At 70.1% G+C, this 17,513-nt stretch carries 17 protein-coding genes; 12 read left to right on the top strand and 5 right to left on the bottom strand.

The genetic code is table 11. The annotated features are described in order from the left end of the window. The 6 genes from QMK28_RS19600 to QMK28_RS19575 all read left to right on the top strand — a co-directional run. Positions 1-494, top strand: a 494-nt coding sequence (locus tag QMK28_RS19600; RefSeq protein WP_326439704.1) for a sensor histidine kinase, incomplete at its 5' end; no start/stop codon positions are given. Next, complete coding sequence (locus QMK28_RS19595) at positions 491-1,285, top strand: response regulator (protein ID WP_326439702.1); 795 nt, start codon at positions 491-493, stop codon at positions 1,283-1,285. The genes QMK28_RS19600 and QMK28_RS19595, both read left to right, overlap by 4 nt. A 95-nt stretch (positions 1,286-1,380) precedes the next feature. Beyond that, complete coding sequence (locus tag QMK28_RS19590) at positions 1,381-2,670, top strand: glycosyl hydrolase family 8 (RefSeq protein WP_326439700.1); 1,290 nt, start codon at positions 1,381-1,383, stop codon at positions 2,668-2,670. A gap of 167 nt (positions 2,671-2,837) precedes the next feature. Next, a complete protein-coding gene (locus QMK28_RS19585) occupies positions 2,838-4,205 on the top strand; it encodes an ABC transporter substrate-binding protein (protein WP_326439698.1) in 1,368 nt (455 codons plus the stop codon). Then, on the top strand, positions 4,202-5,125 hold the full coding sequence (locus QMK28_RS19580) for a carbohydrate ABC transporter permease (protein ID WP_326439696.1): 924 nt from the start codon (positions 4,202-4,204) through the stop codon (positions 5,123-5,125). The genes QMK28_RS19585 and QMK28_RS19580 overlap by 4 nt, the downstream gene beginning before the upstream one ends. 121 nt (positions 5,126-5,246) lie before the next feature. Continuing rightward, complete coding sequence (locus QMK28_RS19575; RefSeq protein ID WP_326439694.1) at positions 5,247-6,083, top strand: carbohydrate ABC transporter permease; 837 nt, start codon at positions 5,247-5,249, stop codon at positions 6,081-6,083. A 20-nt stretch (positions 6,084-6,103) separates the two neighbouring features. Here the strand turns inward: QMK28_RS19575 and QMK28_RS19570 are convergent, their stop codons facing one another. The 3 genes from QMK28_RS19570 to QMK28_RS19560 form a co-directional block, all read right to left on the bottom strand. Next, positions 6,104-6,700, bottom strand: coding sequence for a TetR/AcrR family transcriptional regulator (locus QMK28_RS19570; protein WP_326439692.1), 597 nt, complete (start codon positions 6,698-6,700; stop codon positions 6,104-6,106). A gap of 186 nt (positions 6,701-6,886) precedes the next feature. Further along, the gene (locus QMK28_RS19565; protein ID WP_326439690.1) at positions 6,887-7,285 is read right to left on the bottom strand and encodes a hypothetical protein; all 399 of its coding nucleotides are present in this window, start codon (positions 7,283-7,285) and stop codon (positions 6,887-6,889) included. Further along, on the bottom strand, positions 7,270-7,728 hold the full coding sequence (locus QMK28_RS19560) for an ATP-binding protein (RefSeq protein WP_326439688.1): 459 nt from the start codon (positions 7,726-7,728) through the stop codon (positions 7,270-7,272). Before QMK28_RS19560 ends, QMK28_RS19565 begins: the two co-directional genes overlap by 16 nt. Before the next feature lie 210 nt (positions 7,729-7,938). Between QMK28_RS19560 and QMK28_RS19555 the strand changes: the two genes are divergently transcribed. From QMK28_RS19555 to QMK28_RS19545, 3 genes are all read left to right on the top strand, one after another. Further along, positions 7,939-8,817, top strand: coding sequence for a helix-turn-helix domain-containing protein (locus QMK28_RS19555; protein WP_326439686.1), 879 nt, complete (start codon positions 7,939-7,941; stop codon positions 8,815-8,817). After that, the gene (locus QMK28_RS19550; protein WP_326439684.1) at positions 8,814-9,020 is read left to right on the top strand and encodes a DUF397 domain-containing protein; all 207 of its coding nucleotides are present in this window, start codon (positions 8,814-8,816) and stop codon (positions 9,018-9,020) included. The genes QMK28_RS19555 and QMK28_RS19550 overlap by 4 nt, the downstream gene beginning before the upstream one ends. A gap of 209 nt (positions 9,021-9,229) precedes the next feature. Then, positions 9,230-9,865, top strand: a complete 636-nt coding sequence (locus QMK28_RS19545; RefSeq protein ID WP_326439682.1) for a helix-turn-helix domain-containing protein — start codon at positions 9,230-9,232, stop codon at positions 9,863-9,865. A 22-nt stretch (positions 9,866-9,887) separates the two neighbouring features. On the opposite strand, the gene QMK28_RS19540 is transcribed toward QMK28_RS19545, so the two are convergent. Together QMK28_RS19540 and QMK28_RS19535 are read right to left on the bottom strand one after the other, a co-directional pair. Beyond that, the gene (locus tag QMK28_RS19540; protein WP_326439680.1) at positions 9,888-10,913 is read right to left on the bottom strand and encodes a serine/threonine dehydratase; all 1,026 of its coding nucleotides are present in this window, start codon (positions 10,911-10,913) and stop codon (positions 9,888-9,890) included. Positions 10,914-11,201: 288 nt separating this feature from the next. Then, a complete protein-coding gene (locus QMK28_RS19535; RefSeq protein WP_326439678.1) occupies positions 11,202-12,227 on the bottom strand; it encodes an ATP-dependent 6-phosphofructokinase in 1,026 nt (341 codons plus the stop codon). Between the two features lie 422 nt (positions 12,228-12,649). Between QMK28_RS19535 and pta the strand changes: the two genes are divergently transcribed. The 3 genes from pta to pyk all read left to right on the top strand — a co-directional run bounded on the left by pta (position 12,650) and on the right by pyk (position 17,468). Continuing rightward, positions 12,650-14,773: a phosphate acetyltransferase gene (pta, locus tag QMK28_RS19530; RefSeq protein WP_326439676.1), complete on the top strand. Its 2,124-nt coding sequence runs from the start codon at positions 12,650-12,652 to the stop codon at positions 14,771-14,773. A 54-nt stretch (positions 14,774-14,827) separates the two neighbouring features. Then, positions 14,828-15,973, top strand: a complete 1,146-nt coding sequence (locus QMK28_RS19525) for an acetate kinase (protein ID WP_326439674.1) — start codon at positions 14,828-14,830, stop codon at positions 15,971-15,973. Between the two features lie 61 nt (positions 15,974-16,034). Then, positions 16,035-17,468 (top strand): pyruvate kinase, encoded by a 1,434-nt coding sequence (gene pyk, locus QMK28_RS19520; RefSeq protein ID WP_326439672.1) that lies wholly within the window; start codon positions 16,035-16,037, stop codon positions 17,466-17,468. Positions 17,469-17,513 lie beyond the last annotated feature (45 nt).

Here is a 17,513-nt window from a genome sequence, read left to right as displayed (position 1 = left end):
GCTCGGACGACACAGCCGACCCGGGCCACCAGCCCGGCCATCCCGGCCATCCCGGCCACGACGACAGCCCCCGCCCCCCGCCGGTCTCCCTCCCCCGCTCCCGCCCCCGCGTCATAGTCACCGCGCGCGTCGACGACGGCGAACTGCTGCTGCGGGTCGCCGACACCGGCGCGGGGGTGGACCCGGCGACGGCCGGCGAGGTGTTCCGGCGCGGCTGGAGCACCAAGACCTCAGGGGGCTCAGGGGCCTCGGGGACGCACGGCCGCGGCCTGGGCCTGGCGCTCGTGCACCAGACGGCCCGCCGCCACGGCGGCAGCGTCGAACTCGAACGGGCCCCCGAGGGCGGCGCGCTGTTCACCGTCCGACTCCCCCTGCACCACCGCACGCCGGAAGCGCACGCGGGTACCGCCCCCGCGCACGCCGCCCCCCTCACGCCCCCCGGCGCACCCGCACCCGCACCCGCACCCGCACCGCCGCAAGGGATCACCCCATGAGCCCGTCGCACGCGACCCCACCGCCGACCGGGTCCGCGCCGACCGGATCCGCGCCCTCCCCCATCCGGGTCCTCATCGTCGAAGACGACCCCGTAGCGGCGGACGCGCACGCCCTCTACGTCGAGCGCGTCCCCGGCTTCACCGTCTCCGGCCTGGCCCACTCCGGCGCGCAGGCGCAGCGGCATCTGGAGCGCTTTCCCGTAGACCTGCTGCTGCTCGACCTCTACCTGCCGGACGGCCACGGCCTGCAACTCGTACGGTCGCTGCGGGCTTCCGGGCGGGCGATCGACGTGATCGCGGTGACCTCGGCGCGCGATCTGGCGGTGGTCCGCGAGGGCGTCTCGCTGGGGGTGGTGCAGTACGTACTGAAGCCGTTCGCGTCCTCCACGCTCCGCGAGCGGCTGGTGCGGTACGCGGAGTACCGCGCGGCGGTGGGCGAGGCCAGCGGCCAGGACGAGGTGGACCGGGCGCTGGCGGCGCTCCGCTCGCCGCAGCCGGCCGCCCTGCCGAAGGGGCTGAGCACGCCGACCCTGGAGACGGTGACCCGCGCGCTGCGTGAGTCCTCGGCGCGGGCGTCCTCGGCAGGGGAGTCCTCGGCGCGCGAATCCTCGGCAGGGGAGCCTTCCATGGGGGTCACGGCGAGCACCGTGGGAACGACGGTCGGCATCTCGCGGATCACCGCCCGCCGCTATCTGGAGCATCTGGTCGATACCGGCCGGGCCGAACGCAGCCCGCAGTACGGGCAGATCGGCCGGCCCGAGCTGTACTACCGGTGGCTCGGGAAGCGTTAGTAAAGTTTCCTAACCGATGTCTTGTCGCGGGCAAGCCGCATCGCTAGCGTTCAGGCACTCAACCGCCGTTCACGTATGGACGCATGGAGATCGACATGAGACGTAAGCCCATCGCCGTGCTCGCCGCCGCTGCCGTCGCCGGAGGAGGACTCTGGTTCGCCACCGCCGCCACCGGCCAGGCCTCCCCCGCCGACCAGGCCGCCCCCGCCGCCCGTACCGCCCCCGCGCGAGCGGCCGCGGCCCCTGCCGTCCCGTTCGGCAGCCACTCCTTCTCGTACGCCCCCGGCACCCTCAAGCCCTCCGGCGACCAGAAGGCCAACGACGCCGAGGTGACCGGCTTCTACAAGAAGTGGAAGTCGAACTTCATCAAGCAGAACTGCGGAAACGGCTGGTACGAGGTCTACGCGGCCGACGCCGACCACCCCTACGTCGCCGAGGCCCAGGGCTACGGCATGGTCATCACCGCGACCCTGGCGGGCGCGGACGCCGACGCGCAGAAGATCTTCGACGGGCTGCTCAAGTACGTCATCGCGCACCCCTCGGTCAACAACAAGGACCTGCACGCCGCCGAGCAGGACACCAGCTGCAAGAGCGTCAACGGCTCGGACTCCGCGACCGACGGCGACCTCGACATCGCGTACGGCCTGCTGCTCGCGGACAAGCAGTGGGGCAGTTCGGGCACGCACGACTACAAGGCGCTGGCCGTGAAGCGGATCAACGCCATCAAGAAGAGCGAGCTGCACAGCGGCAGCAAGCTGATGAAGCTGGGCGACTGGTCCTCGGGCGACTACGACAAGATCTCCCGCACCTCCGACTGGATGCCCGGCCACTTCAAGGCGTTCAAGAAGGCCACCGGCGACACCACCTGGGACGCCGTGCTCAGCAAGACCCAGCAGGTCACAGCCGACCTCCAGGCCAAGCACGCCGCCGGCACCGGGCTGCTCCCCGACTTCGTCGTGAACACCACGACCACCCCCAAGCCCGCCTCCGGCGAGGTCCTGGAGGACCCGCACGACGGCGACTACAACTGGAACGCCTGTCGCGACCCGTGGCGGCTCGGCTCCGACGCCGTGATCAACGGCGACGCCAAGTCCAGGACGGCGGCCCGCGCGCTCAACACCTGGGCCAAGTCCAAGGCCGGCGGCGACCCCGCGAAAATCACCTCGGGCTACAAGCTGAACGGCACGGCCTACGGGGACAGCAACGAGGCCGCCTTCTTCGCCCCCTTCGGCGTGTCCGCGATGACGGACGGCGGCAGCCAGGCCTGGCTGGACTCGATCTGGCAGAAGATGCTCGCCACCTCGCCCAGCCCCACCGACTACTACTCCACGAGCGTCCAGCTGCAATCGATGCTCGTCGTCACCCACAACTACTGGACGCCGTAACGCGCCATCCGGTTCGGATGTTCTGACGACCGGTCAACTTCTCGCACACCACGCCCTCCTGACCCCCCGCGGACACTCCTGGGGGATTGACCGTGCACTGACGGCGACCGTACGGTCACCGGGCAGTCACCGTCGCAGCCCCTTCCGCGCAGAAGGAGGACGTGCCCGTGCGCCCGACCCCGCTCGGCCTCGCCGCAACCCTCGCCGCCGTCCTCGCCGCAGGCTCCCTCACCGCCTGCGGCGGGGGCTCCGGCAGCGATCCGGACACCCTCAAGGTCGCCTATCAGCGCAACACCAACAACAAAGTCCGGTACCAGGACGACTATCTGGACCTCGTCAAGAAGCAGTTCGCGAAGGCGCACGACGGCAAAAAGATCGAACTGATCCCGATCCAGGCGTCGGAGAACGACTACTACGCCAAGATCCAGCAGATGATGCGCTCCCCGAAGACCGCCCCCGACCTGGTCTACGAGGACACCTTCCTGATCAACTCGGACATCGAGAGCGGCTATCTGCGCCCGCTGGACCCCTACTTGGACAAGTGGCGGGACTGGGACCTCTTCGCCGACACCGCGAAGACGGCCGCCAAGGCGCGGGACGGCAAGACGTACGGCGTCCCGGACGGCACCGACACCCGCGGCCTGTGGTTCAACAAGAAGCTCTTCGCGAAGGCCGGCCTGCCCGCCGACTGGACGCCCAGGACCTGGGACGAGATCCTCGACGCGGCCCGCACCGTCAAGAAGAAGGTCCCCGGCGTCACCCCGCTGAACGTCTACACCGGCAAGGGCCCCGGCGAGGGCGCCGTCATGCAGGGCTTCGAGATGCTGCTGTACGGTACCGGCGCCGACCCGCTCTACGACCCCAAGACCGAGAAGTGGGTGTCCGGCGGCAAGGGCTTCCGGGACTCGCTGGACTTCGTACGGACCGTCTACTCCGAGAAGCTGGGCCCCGACGTCTCCGACGCGCTCGACCCCAACGTCGGCGTCCGGGTCGCCACCGAGTGGATGCCCGAGGGCAAGCTCGCGATCAACCTCGACGGCTCGTGGATGGGCCAGCAGTGGCAGAAGACGGGCGGCAAGCCGTGGCCCGAGTGGTCCAAGACGCTCGGCCAGGCCCCGATGCCGACGCAGCACGGCGCGGCCCCCGGCAAGGTGAGCATGTCCGGCGGCTGGACCTGGGCGATCCCCGCCAAGTCCAGGAACCCCGACCTGGCCTGGGAGCTGATCAAGATGCTCCAGACGAAGGAGAACGCGGTCGAGTGGGACGTGCGCGCCGCGCAGATCGCGGTCCGCGAGGACGTCGCGAAGGACCCCCGCTACCTCAAGTCCATGCCGGGCGTCGACTTCTTCACCAGCCTGGTGAAGCACACCCACTACCGGCCGGCGCTGCCCGTATACCCCAAGGTCTCGGCCGCGATCGGCGAGGCGATGGAAGGGGTGACCACGGGTGACGCCTCCCCCTCGGCGGCGGCGAAGTCCTACGACCAGGAGCTGAAGACGATCACCGACGGCGCAGTGATCACCAAGAACGAATGACCGCCGCCCCGCCGACGGCCACACGGCCTTCGACGCTCCCGGCGCCCGCGAAGCCCCCGCACGCACGCCGCCGCCCGCTGCGCTGGCTGCCGCTCGCCCCCGCGACCCTCCTGCTGCTGCTCTTCCTCGGCGGCCCGATCGGCTACTGCGTCTACATCGCCTTCACCGACATGCAGTTGACCGGCTCGTCCTCGACGAACTTCGTCGGCTTCGACAACTTCCGGCGCGCCTTCGCCGACGACGACTTCCGCAACGCGGTCGTGCTGACGCTGGTCTTCACCGTCGTCTCCTCGATCGTCGGCCAGAACACCCTGGGCCTGGCGCTCGCCGCGCTGATGCGCCGCGCCTCGCGCCCCGTACGCTCGATCACCGGCTCGATCGTCATCGCCGCCTGGGTGCTCCCGGAGATCGTCGCGGGCTTCCTGCTCTACATCTTCTTCCACCGCAGAGGCACCCTCAACGCGGTGCTCGACTGGCTCCATCTCCCGGACCAGAACTGGCTGTTCACGCTGCCCATCCTCGCCGTGTCCTTCGCCAACGTCTGGCGCGGCACGGCCTTCTCGATGCTCGTCTACTCCGCCGCGCTCTCCGAGATCCCCAAGGAGATCACCGAAGCGGCCGAGATGGACGGCGCGAGCGGCCTGCGCCGGCTGTGGCATGTCACGCTGCCGATGATCCGCCGCTCGATCGGCACCAATCTGATGCTCAACACCCTCCAGACGCTCTCCGTCTTCGGCCTGATCTGGGCGATGACGCGCGGCGGCCCCGGCAACCGCAGCCAGACGCTGCCGGTGTTCATGTACGACCAGGCGTTCCTGAAGAGCCTCATCGGCTACGGCACGGCGGTCGCGCTGCTGCTGTTGCTGGTCGGGGCGCTGTTCTCGGTGGTCTATCTGCGGCTGATGCGGGAGGAAGTGTGACGGGGCGACGAAGGGACGCGTGTCCGGCGGGTGGGGTGTGGAGTCTTCGACACCTTCAAGTTGTCGAAGACTCCACACCACCCCTAACGACGGGCCGGGGATCGCAGCGTACGGAGGTGGGATGCGCGCCCGCCTGAACCGCCGCACCCGCGAGCGGCTGGCGGCCGACGCCGCCCTGCTCGTGGTCGCCGCCGCGTTCGTGCTGCCGCTGGCCTGGCTGCTGCTGTCCTCGCTGGACGCCCACGCGGATCTGCGGGTCGGCGCACCGTCACCGGCCACCCTCGACAACTTCGACGCGGTGCTCGACCCCGAGATCACCTACCGGCCGATGCTCAACAGCCTCCTGCTGTGCGGCGGCGCGACCGCCCTCACCGTCGCCTGCGCGGCCCTCGCCGCGTACCCGCTCTCCCGCATCCGCTCCCGCGCGACCCGTTCGTACCTGCTCACGGTGCTGTTCACGACCTGCCTGCCGATCACCGCGATCATGGTCCCGGTCTACGGCCTCTTCGTCCAGGTCGACCTGGTCGACACCCTCGCGGGCACCGCGCTCTTCCTCGCCACCTCGCAACTGCCCTTCGCGATCTGGCTGATGAAGAACTTCATGGACGGCGTCCCCCGCGTCCTCGAAGAAGCCGCCTGGACCGACGGGGCGTCCTGGGCGCAGACGCTGACCCGCGTCATCCTGCCGCTGATGGGCCCCGGCATCATGGTCGTGACGATCTACAGCTTCATCATGATGTGGGGCAACTTCTTCGTCCCCTTCATGCTGCTGCTCTCCCCCGACCAACTCCCCGCCTCCGTCAGCCTCTTCACCTTCTTCGGCAACCACGGAGCGGTCGCGTACGGCCAGCTCGCAGCCTTCTCGATCCTCTACTCGACGCCGGTGGTGCTGCTGTACGTGCTGATCGCGCGGCGGATGGGCGGGGGCTTCGCGTTCGGCGGGGCGGTGAAGGGGTGAGCGCGCCGTGAGCCGCGCGCTCAGAGACCGTTCTGGTTGTGCCCCAGGGCCCGCAGCACATGCTCGGCCAGAAGCGCGTGACGCTCCACGGTGTGCGGCGGCTTGCGCAGCGCGTTGCGGTAGTACAGCGGCCCGTACAGCATCTCCACGGCCAGATCGAGATCGGCGTCCATCGGCAGCCGGCCCTGCTTCTGCGCGCTGCGCAGCCGGTCCCTGGCCGCCTCGGCGCGCGGGCCGACCAACTGGTCGTTGACGGCGCGCGCGAGGCTGTCGTCGTGGTACATCTCGGCGAGAATCCCGGTGTAGGCCGGACCGAACGGCGGGCTGGTGAGCAGCCGGACCGCGCCCACCATGTGCGTCCGCAGATCGGCTTCGAGGTCCCCCGTATCGGGGAACGGCGTGACGGACACCAGCGCCTCGATCACCGCTTCGAGCAGCACCGCCCCTTTGGAGTGCCACCACCGGTAGATCGTCTTCTTGCTCACCCCGGCCCGCGCCGCGATGGATTCCATCGTGACGCGCCCGTACCCCTTCTCGGTGCACAACTCCAGGGCGGCGGAGAGGATCGCCTGCCGTGACTTCTCACTGCGCCGTTGCGGGTTGGGTGTCACGATCACCGGCCGAGTGTAACGGGGAACTCTACGCAGCGTGTTGTTGACAGTTGCACGCGATCCTTCAACAATGACTGAAGGAAACGGTACGTGTCGTGTCGAGCCGAATCGGGGGACGGCTCGACACGGCTCGGCTTTTCTGTCGCCGACACCCGGGGGTGGTGGCGTCCGTGGGGATGCGCGGGCACCCGCCTACCCGCCCTCGCCCCCGCAGACCGGATGCCCCGTCACCGGCAGCACCGGCAGGAAGATCACGGGTCGGGCGGACCACTCGACGCGGGTCGAGCCGGACGAGGCGACGAACGCGTACGGCTCCCCCGCCTTGAGCCGCATCACCGCCTCCCACTGCCCGTGGTCGAGCCAGCGGAACGCCCGCTCCCCGTCCTCCGGATCGAACCCGGACAGCAGGACCCTGACGGCGACTCGCATCCAGACCAGCGCCTGCTCCGGCGTCCGCGCGCGGCTACCCCGCACCCGCGCGCGTTCACCTGCGCCGCCACCACCACCGGGCGAGGCCATGCGGACGGTGAATTCGCACCACCAGGCGCGATGCGTCGCGGGGTTGGAACGGGAGGTCAGACCGGTCCGCATGACTCCCCCTCTCCGGCTTCGCGCTCGGCCGAGATCACGGTGTCCGACCGCTCTCTCCCTATCGGCAGATGCACCCACACCGTCTTGCCCGCCTCGCGCGGGCGGACTCCCCACCGCTCCGAGAGCGCGTCCACGAGGAACAGACCGCGTCCGGTGGTGTCGTCCGGGCCGGCCTTCTGGAGTTCCGGCAGCTGCCACCGATAGGAGTCGGAGACTTCGAGGATCAGCACGCCGCCTCTGCGGCGCAGGGCCAGCTCGAAGAAGTCGCCCGTTCCGTGGGCGTGGTTGACGACGTTGGTCGTCAACTCGCTGACGATCAGGGCAGCGACCTCTATGAGACCGCCCAGCTTCCAGCCGGCGAGAAGCGTCTCGACGTGATGACGGGCCTCGGGAACGGAGGCCCGGCGGATCCGGAATCTCTTGATGTCTGTGCGGCCGGACATGCGTCCCCCAGGCGGTGGGCAGGCGGAACCGATATCACGTAACGTGCCTTTGCAGCTACGGAACGCGATGCAGTTGAAGCTAGACCCATCTCGATGCAACTTGCAACCCGCCGCGTGGCGTAACTTTGCAAGTGGCCCAGAGTGGCAACGGCCTAGCCTGTACGGTCCGTTGCCGTGCAAACTGGATCCAGAAGAGCTAGGGGAGGCCACATGCCCGCAGGTGGGAAGGCCACGGTGCGCAGCCGTCGCCTCGGTACCGCACTCAAGCGGTACCGGCTCGCGGCGCAGCTTGACCAAGAGCATGCCGCCGAAGCGTTGGGCTGCTCGAAAGCCAAGATCAGCCGCGTCGAGTCGGGCATCAGTGGTTCCCGAGTAGGGGACGTTCGGGTCCTGTTGGACCTGTACGAGGTGGAAGACGCCAACATGCGGGTGCAGTTGGAGCACCTCGCTCGCGAAAGCAATAAGCGCGGCTGGTGGCTCGACTATCAGGGAACGGTCAGCGACGAGCATGCCGACCTGATCGCCCTGGAGACTGACGCGACATACATTCGATCGTGGCAGCCGCTCTTCATCCCCGGACTCCTGCAAACGCAGGACTACTTCAAAGCGCTGCTCGACACCGGCCTGACGGTCTACTCGCCTGAAGTCATCGAGAAGACCGTGGCGATCCGGCAGGAACGCAAGCGGATCATCGAGGAACCCGGATCACACTTCGCCGCAGTGATCTGGGAGCCGGCGCTCACTGCCCCGATGCCATCGCCGAAGACGCATCGCGAACAGTTGATGTACCTCGTCCACGTCGCCCAACGACAGAACATCAGCATCCAGGTGCTGCCGTTCTCGGATTGGGCTGCCGCGCACATGGCGTCACACTTCGTCATGTTCTCCTTCGGCCCTGAGCCCGCCCCCGAGGCCGTCGCATTGGACAGCACGACGACCACGGCGATCCTTGAGGACCTGGAAGACGTGGCCAAACACGCACGCATCTTCGAAGCGCTCAGGTCGGCTGCCCTGAGTCCGGAGCAAAGCCTGACCTTCCTCCAGAAGGCGATTGAGGATATCCCGGACAGCGAGAAGGAATCGGAATGAAGAACCAGGACATCGTCACCGCGTTCGTCAAGGCATCCGCGTCTCAAGGTGCGAACACAGACTGCGTCGAGGTCGCCCGGACCGCCGACGGCGGCCGAGCCGTGCGGGACAGCAAAAACCCACACAACGGCACGCAGTTCTACACCCCCGCCGAGTGGACCGCATTCCTGACCGGTGTCAAAGCCGGCGAGTTCGACAACTGACCCGCCGCCCGAGCCCGCTACCCGAGAGGGAAAAGGCAAGCACTGACACGTCCGTAGCTTTCTACGATATGTGACCTTGTCCGAACCGACCGTAGTCACAGCCATGGCCAGACCCCTACCGTGTGCCCGTGCACCGACCAAATTCCCAAGAGGCCCATCGACCCCCGTTCGACGCCACCGCCGCACGACGCCTGCGGGAGGCGCTAGGCATGGCTCACTCCCATGTCTCATACGGAATCTGGGCGGCGTACGGCATCCAGATCCAGCCCGGGGCCATCGCGGCCTGGGAGCTGGGCGAGGATTCGCCCACTGAGGCGGAGCTGACCGCGCTGGCGGGCGCGCTGTGGTGTTCGCCGGGAGACCTGCTGGGCGAGCCCACCACGCTGCTCGAACACCGGCTCGCTCGCGGGATCGCGCCCGAGGATCTGGCCCGGCGGATCGGGCTGGATCTGAACGTGTACCTGAAAATCGAGCGCACCGGACAGTGGACGGGCAACGAACGGCAGGGCGTCGCCCTCGCTGAGGTGCTCTCGCTGCCGGTGTCCGCGCTGATCGAGCTGACCGGGCGCAGCGAGGCGCTCGCGGAGCTGCTGCGGAGCGCTGTGGGCACCCGTTGGCAGGCGTATGTGCGGCCGGTCTCGAAGATGTTGCCGCTGTCGCGGCCGCGTATCGAAAGTGCTCTGCAGCGGCTGCACAGCGACTACCAGGCGAGCATGGTCTCCACGCTCAATTGGGGCGGCGGGGGCGGCGGCATGGGCGGGTCGGCGGATTCGGGTGCGGCGGGGCGGGAGTTCCTGGTGGAGATCCTTTACCGCTTCTGGGCGGAGATCGGCGAGCACGCGTAGCGGCCGTGGTCAGCGCCACCGCTCAGCTCTCGCTCCGGGGCGGCACCAGGTCGCTGGGGTCCGTATTGGCCCCGCACAGCACCACGGCTACCTTTTCGCCGTCGGCGGGCAGGTAGCCGGACGTACCGCCACCTGCGCCCCCGGTCCCGGTCGCCGTCCCAGCGGTCAACGCCGCCAGCGCCGTGGCCGCCGCGTGTTCGACCGCGAGCCGGTGGTCGTCCCAGAGCGTCTGCCGGGCGCGGACGATCTCCGCGTCGGGGACGAGCAGCGAGGTGACGCCGTCCTGCTGGGCCGCGGCCAGCGCCAGCGGTGACGCGCGGCGGGCTCCGAGCGAGTCCGCGGCGATCGAGTCCACGCTGACGTCGACCGGCCGCCCGGCCTCCAGCGCGGCGTTCAGCGCCCGGCAGTTCTCGGGCTCGACCGCGACCGTACGGATTCCATGGTGGCGGGCCGCGGTGGCGGCGCCGGCGAAGAGTCCGCCGCCGCCGACCGCGACGACCACCGTGTCCAGGCCCGGGATCCGCCCGCGCAGCTCCTCCAGCAGGGTGCCCGCGCCGGCGGCGATCAGCGGGTGGGCGTACGCGTGCGAGGCCAGCGCTCCGGTCGTGCGGACGAAGTCCTCGCAGGCGGCCAGCGCCTCCGCGTACTCGTTGCCGACCAGGCGGACGTCCGCGCCGTAGCCGCGCAGCTTGGCGACCTTGACGGCCGGGGCGGTGGCGGGCAGGAAGACGGTCGCCCGCACCCCCTGCTGCCGGGCCGCCCACGCGCAGGCGAGCCCCGCGTTGCCGCCCGAGGCGATGGTGACTCCGGCGTCCGGCAGCGTTCCGGATTCGCGGTGGGCGGCGAGGAAGTTCTGCGCGCCGCGCGCCTTGAAGGAGCCGGTGTGCTGGAGCTGTTCCAGGGCCAGCCACAGCCGGTAGCCGCCGGGCGCGGCGGGGCGCAGGCCGCGTACGGCCTCGGGGTCGACCGGGGCGACGGTCACCGGGCGGACGCGGCCGGAGATCCGGTCGGCGGCCTGCTTGACGTCGCCGTAGCTGAGCTGGTCCACGTTGCTACTCCGTTGCCGAGGCGAGTGGGGAGGGTGTCGTCGGCTCGCGGCCGGTGCGGGCCGCAGGCAGTGCGGGCCGGTGCAGGCCGCAGACGGTGCGGGCCGGTGCAGGCCGCAGACGGTGCAGGCCGGTGCAGGCCGCAGACGGTGCAGGCCGGTGCAGGCCGCAGACGGTGCAGGCCGGTGCAGGCCGCAGACGGTGCAGGCCGGTGCAGGCCGCAGACGGTGCAGGCCGCAGACGTACCAAAGCAGACGTACCAAAGCCGCCGCGCAGCAGCCCGCCGCAGGTCAGAAGACCGACTCCGCCTCGTCCATCCGGTTCGCCGGCACCGTCTTGAGGTGCGTCACCGCTTCCGCGAGCGGGACCATGGCGATGTCCGTGCCGTTCAGCGCGGTCATCTTGCCGAAGTCGCCGCGGTGCACGGCCTCGACCGCGTGCCAGCCGAAGCGGGTGGCGAGGACGCGGTCGTACGCGGTGGGGGTGCCGCCGCGCTGGACGTGGCCGAGGATGACCGGGCGGGCCTCCTTGCCGAGGCGGTTCTCCAGCTCGGAGGCGAGGGTGTTGCCGATGCCGTGGAAGCGCTCGTGGCCGAACTGGTCGATCGCGCCCTTCGCGTAGTTCATCGAGCCCTCGGCGGGGTGCGCGCCCTCGGCGACGCAGATGACCGCGAACTTCTTGCCGCGCGAGAAGCGCTCCTCGATCATCGTCACCAGGTCGGCGACGTCGAACGGGCGCTCCGGCAGGCAGATGCCGTGCGCGCCGCCGGCCATGCCGGACTCCAGGGCGATCCAGCCCGCGTGCCGGCCCATGACCTCGACGACCATGACCCGCTGGTGCGACTCGGCGGTGGTCTTCAGCCGGTCGATGGCCTCGGTGGCGACGCCGACGGCGGTGTCGAAGCCGAAGGTGCGGTCGGTCGAGGAGATGTCGTTGTCGATGGTCTTGGGGACGCCGACCACGGGCATGCCGGCGTCGGAGAGCATCCGGGCGGCGGTCAGCGTGCCCTCGCCGCCGATCGGGATGAGGGCGTCGATGCCGTACTGGCGGGCCAGCTCGTCGCAGTTCTCGGCGGCCTCGCGCAGCCGGTCGCGCTCCAGCCGGGCGGAGCCGAGAATCGTTCCTCCCCGGGCGAGGATGCCGCTGACCGCGTCCAGGTCGAGCTTGCGGTAGCGGCCGTCCAGGAGGCCCTTGAAGCCGTCCTCGAAACCTATGACCTCGTCGTGATGACCGGCGACCGCGCGGTGCACGACCGACCGGATCACTGCGTTCAGGCCGGGGCAGTCGCCGCCCGCGGTGAGAATTCCGATACGCATCGCGCTGTGTCTCCTGCTCGCTGCTGATACTTGTGAGCCAATGCGATTGTTTCACGGGCTGTGCGATCCTCGCGCTGGCAGGTGCCGCGCGGGGCCGGAGGGGCGGGGCGCGGGGCGCTGCCCGGCCGGTGCGTACGCTGCCCGGCAGCCGGTTCCCGTCAGGCTTACGGGCCGGTCGCGGGCGGTCCGCCGGTGCGGGTTGGCAGGCCTCGATCCGGGCAGGGCACTCTCGGCGGGCGCAGGTATCGTCAAGAGGGCACGCGCACCATAACGGGTAATTTCGACCAGCCTGGCCTGCGGTCGGCGACCGGGGCCGGGGCTCGGATCAAGCCATGATCGCGATGCGGCCCCCGACCGGCGAGAGAGCCGGCCGCAGAGCCCGGGGACCAACGAGCCCAGAGACGAACGATCGGAGTGACGGCGTGACGCGCAGTGTGTACGTGACCGGTATCGGCCGAGGTGACGGCCGGCAGGTCATCGAACTGGGAGTGATGGAGCTCCTGACCCGCCAGGTGGACCGGGTCGGCGTGTTCCGTCCGCTCAACCACGGCGGCCCCGACCCGATCTTCGACCTGCTGCGCGCCCGCTACCGGCTGACCCAGAGCGCCGAGAGCGGCTACGGCTTCGGCTACGCGGCGGCCTCCGCGCTCCAGGCCGAGCACGGCACCGACGAGCTGGTCTCCCAGCTCGTCGACCGCTTCCACGAGGTCGCCCGGCACTACGAGGTCGTGCTCGTGCTGGGCTCCGACTACGCGGACACCAATCTGCCGGCCGAGCTGAACCTCAACGCGCGGCTCGCGAACGAGTTCGGCGCCGCCGTGCTGCCCGTCGTCGGCGGCCTCGACCAGAGCGCCGAGTCGGTGGTCGCCGAGGTCCGCAACGCCTACGACGCGTACCGGGCGCTGGGCTGCGAGGTCATCGCGATGATCGCCAACCGGGTCGGCGACAGCCACGCCCGGCAGGCCGCCCGGCAGCTCGGCGAGCACCTGCCGGTGCCGGTGTACGTGCTGCCCGAGGAGCCCGCGCTCTCCGCGCCCACCGTCGGCCAGGTCGTCGCCGAGCTGGACGCCGAAGTGCTGCTGGGCGACCCCTCGGGGCTGGCCAGGGACGTACGGGACTTCGTCTTCGGCGGCGCGATGCTGCCGAGGTTCCTGCGCGCCATGACCGCGGGCTGCATGGTGGTCACCCCCGGGGACCGCGCGGACCTGATCATCGGCTCGCTCGCGGCCCACTCGGCGGGCGCGCCGCCGATCGCCGGGCTGCTGCTGACCCTCGACGAGCGGCCGGGGCCCGACATCCTGGCGCTGGCCTCCCGACTCGCCCCCGGCACGCCCGTGCTGTCGGTGTCCGGCGGGTCCTTCCCGACCGCCGCCGAGCTGTTCTCGTTGCAGGGCAAACTCAGCGCGGCCAGCCCGCGCAAGGCCGAGATAGCCCTCGGCCTCTTCGAGACGCACGTCGACAGCGCCCGGCTGACCGAGCAGCTCGCCCTCGACCGGGGTGGCCGTCTCACCCCGATGATGTTCGAGCACGCGCTGATCGAGCGCTCCCGCACCGACCGCCGGCATGTGGTGCTCCCCGAGGGCGCCGAGGAGCGGGTGCTGCGCGCCGCCGAGGTGCTGCTGCGGCGGAACGTCTGCGACCTGACGCTGCTCGGCGACGACAGCGTGATCCGCAAGCGGGCCGGCGAGCTGGGCATCGCGCTGCGGCTGCTGGAGTCCGACGAGATATCCGACGGCACGCACGCCTCGGCCCGCATCGTGGACCCGCAGACCTCGCCGCTGCGGGACCGCTTCGCCGAGCTGTACGCGAAGCTGCGCGCGCACAAGGGCGTCAGCTTCGAGCTGGCCCACGACGTCGTCGCCGACGTCTCGTACTTCGGCACCCTGAGGGTGCAGGAGGGCCTCGCCGACGGCATGGTCTCCGGCGCGGTGCACTCCACCGCCGCGACCATCCGGCCCGCCTTCGAGGTGATCAAGACCAAGCCGGACGCCTCGATCGTCTCCTCGGTCTTCTTCATGTGCCTGGCCGACAAGGTCCTGGTCTACGGCGACTGCGCGGTCAACCCGGACCCCAACGCCGAGCAGCTCGCCGACATCGCCATCCAGTCGGCCGCCACCGCCGCCCAGTTCGGCGTCGAGCCGCGGATCGCGATGCTCTCGTACTCCACCGGCACCTCCGGCTCCGGCGCCGACGTCGACAAGGTCCGCAAGGCCACTGAGCTGGTGCGCGCGCTCCGGCCCGACCTGCCGGTCGAGGGCCCGATCCAGTACGACGCCGCGGTGGACGCGGGCGTCGCCGAGACCAAGATGCCCGGCTCCGAGGTCGCGGGCCAGGCGACGGTGCTGATCTTCCCGGACCTCAACACCGGCAACAACACCTACAAGGCCGTGCAGCGCTCGGCCGGCGCTGTCGCGGTCGGGCCGGTGCTCCAGGGTCTGCGCAAGCCGGTCAACGACCTCTCGCGCGGCGCCCTCGTGCAGGACATCGTCAACACCGTCGCGATCACCGCCATCCAGGCCCAGGGCCGGCAGCCCGCCGGCTCCTGAGCCCCCGCCCCCGCCCCGGCGCCCGGCCCGACACCCCCGAAAGGGCAGCACAGCGTGAACCCCACCCGAGTCCTCGTCCTCAACTCCGGCTCGTCATCGGTCAAGTACCAGCTGCTCGACATGGCCGACGGCTCCCGGCCCGCCTCCGGCCTGGTCGAGCGGATCGGCGAGGGCCCGGTCCCTGACCACACCGCCGCGCTCCGCCAGGTCGCCGACGAACTGCGCGAGCGGGGGATGGGCCTGGACTCCCCCGAGCTGGCCGCCGTCGGCCACCGGGTGGTGCACGGCGGCACGAAGTTCACCGAGCCGACGCTGATCACCGACGAGGTGGTCGCGAGCATCGAGGGCCTGGTCCCGCTCGCCCCGCTGCACAACCCGGCCAACGTCACCGGCATCAAGGTGGCCCGCGAGCTGCGCCCCGACCTGCCGCAGGTCGCGGTCTTCGACACCGCGTTCCACTCGACCATGCCGGAGTCCGCCGCCCGCTACGCGATCGACGTCGAGACCGCCGACCGGTACGACGTGCGCCGCTACGGCTTCCACGGCACCTCGCACGCCTACGTCTCGCGCGCCGCCGCCGGGCTGCTCGACCGGGACCTCGCCGGGCTGAACACCATCGTGCTGCACCTGGGCAACGGCGCGAGCGCCTCCGCCATTGAGGGCGGGGTGTGCGTGGACACCTCGATGGGGCTGACCCCGCTGGAGGGGCTCGTCATGGGCACCCGCTCGGGCGACCTGGACCCGGCCATCGTCTTCCACCTCGCGCGGGTGGGCGGCATGTCGATGGACGAGGTCGACACCCTGCTGAACAAGAAGAGCGGGCTGCTCGGCCTGTGCGGCGACAACGACATGCGCGAGATCGGCCGCCGGATGGGCGAGGGCGACCGCGCCGCCGAGCTCGCCTTCGAGATCTACATCCACCGGCTGCGCAAGTATGTCGGCGCGTACACCGCTGTTCTGGGCCGGGTGGACGCCATCGTGTTCACCGCGGGAGTCGGCGAGAACTCCGCGGCCGTACGCGAGGCGGCGCTGCGCGGGCTGACCGGTCTGGGCATCGAACTGGACGGTGTGCGCAACACCCTGCGCAGCGGCTCGGCGCGGATCATTTCGGCACAAAGCAGCCGCGTCGCGGTCGCCGTCATCCCCACTGATGAGGAACTGGAGATCGCCACGCAGACATACGCGCTGGTCAGGGCGTAGCGCTTGGCTTTTCCACCAGATGGAATATTCCACTCCGAAACAAACCGATAGGATCGCCCTCATGCGCCGTTCCAAAATCGTCTGCACCCTGGGCCCAGCCGTTGACTCCTACGACCAGCTGAAGACGCTGATCGAGGCCGGCATGAATGTGGCCCGATTCAACATGAGCCACGGGTCACACCCGGAGCACGAGGAGCGGTACCACCGCGTCCGCAAGGCTGCCGAGGAGACCGGCCACGCCATCGGCGTGCTCGCCGACCTCCAGGGCCCCAAGATCCGGCTGGAGACCTTCGCCGACGGCCCCGTCGAGCTGGTGCGCGGTGACGAGTTCACCATCACCACCGAGGACGTGGCCGGCGACAAGACCATCTGCGGCACCACCTACAAGGGCCTGCCCGGAGACGTCTCCAAGGGCGAGAGCATCCTGATCAACGACGGCGCGGTGGCTCTCCAGGTCATCGAGGTCGACGGCCCGCGGGTGCGCTGCATCGTGATCGAGGGCGGTGTGATCTCCGACAACAAGGGCATCAACCTGCCCGGCGTCTCGGTCAATGTGCCGGCCCTGTCCGAGAAGGACATCGACGACCTGCGGTTCGCCCTGCGGCTGGGCTGCGACCTGGTCGCACTGTCCTTCGTACGGGACGCGGGCGACGTCCGCGACGTGCACCGGATCATGGACGAGGAAGGCCGTCGCGTCCCGGTCATCGCCAAGGTCGAGAAGCCGCAGGCGGTCGACAACATGGTCGAGATCGTCGCGGCCTTCGACGGCGTGATGGTGGCCCGCGGCGACCTGGCCGTCGAGTACCCGCTCGAAAAGGTCCCGATGGTCCAGAAGCGGCTCGTCGAGATGTGCCGCCGCAACGCCAAGCCGGTGATCGTCGCGACCCAGATGATGGAGTCGATGATCAACTCCTCGCGGCCGACCCGCGCCGAGGCCTCCGACGTCGCGAACGCGATCCTGGACGGCGCGGACGCGGTCATGCTGTCCGCCGAGTCCTCGGTCGGCAAGTATCCGATCGAGACGGTCAAGACGATGTCCCGCATCGTCGAGGCCGCCGAGGAGGAGCTGCTCTCGCGCGGGCTCCAGCCGCTGGTGCCGGGCAAGAAGCCGCGTACGCAGGGCGGTTCGGTGGCCCGTGCGGCCTGCGAGATCGCGGACTTCCTGGACGCCAGGGCGCTGGTCGCCTTCACCCAGTCCGGGGACACCGCGCGCCGGCTCTCGCGCTACCGCACCTGCCAGCCGATCCTGGCCTTCACCACGGACGCCTCGACCCGCAACCAGCTCGCGCTGAGCTGGGGCATCGAGACCTATGTGGTGCCGCACGTCGACAACACCGACAGCATGGTCGACCTGGTCGACGCCGAGCTGCTGAAGCTGAACCGCTACGGCAAGGGCGACACCATGATCATCACGGCCGGTTCGCCCCCCGGCGTCCCGGGCACCACCAACATGGTCCGGGTGCACCACCTGGGCGGCAGCGCCCCCAGCGAGTAACAGGCGGTACGGCCGTTTCGTACGACGTGCTGTGCGGCGCCGCGT

Origin of the sequence: Streptomyces sp. H27-D2, assembly GCF_035828615.1 — a bacterium.
Lineage (GTDB): Bacteria > Actinomycetota > Actinomycetes > Streptomycetales > Streptomycetaceae > Streptomyces.
This window is presented reverse-complemented; position numbering and strand designations above follow the sequence as displayed.

Excerpts from the sequence above, each read along its gene's own strand:
- QMK28_RS19595 (WP_326439702.1), top strand. The coding sequence starts at position 491 with ATGAGCCCGTCGCACGCGACCCCACCGCCGACCGGGTCCGCGCCGACC.
- QMK28_RS19590 (WP_326439700.1), top strand. The coding sequence starts at position 1,381 with ATGAGACGTAAGCCCATCGCCGTGCTCGCCGCCGCTGCCGTCGCCGGA.
- QMK28_RS19580 (WP_326439696.1), top strand. The coding sequence starts at position 4,202 with ATGACCGCCGCCCCGCCGACGGCCACACGGCCTTCGACGCTCCCGGCG.
- QMK28_RS19575 (WP_326439694.1), top strand. The coding sequence starts at position 5,247 with ATGCGCGCCCGCCTGAACCGCCGCACCCGCGAGCGGCTGGCGGCCGAC.
- QMK28_RS19565 (WP_326439690.1), bottom strand. The coding sequence starts at position 7,285 with ATGCGGACCGGTCTGACCTCCCGTTCCAACCCCGCGACGCATCGCGCC.
- QMK28_RS19560 (WP_326439688.1), bottom strand. The coding sequence starts at position 7,728 with ATGTCCGGCCGCACAGACATCAAGAGATTCCGGATCCGCCGGGCCTCC.
- QMK28_RS19555 (WP_326439686.1), top strand. The coding sequence starts at position 7,939 with ATGCCCGCAGGTGGGAAGGCCACGGTGCGCAGCCGTCGCCTCGGTACC.
- QMK28_RS19550 (WP_326439684.1), top strand. The coding sequence starts at position 8,814 with ATGAAGAACCAGGACATCGTCACCGCGTTCGTCAAGGCATCCGCGTCT.
- QMK28_RS19545 (WP_326439682.1), top strand. The coding sequence starts at position 9,230 with ATGGCTCACTCCCATGTCTCATACGGAATCTGGGCGGCGTACGGCATC.
- QMK28_RS19535 (WP_326439678.1), bottom strand. The coding sequence starts at position 12,227 with ATGCGTATCGGAATTCTCACCGCGGGCGGCGACTGCCCCGGCCTGAAC.
- pyk (WP_326439672.1), top strand. The coding sequence starts at position 16,035 with ATGCGCCGTTCCAAAATCGTCTGCACCCTGGGCCCAGCCGTTGACTCC.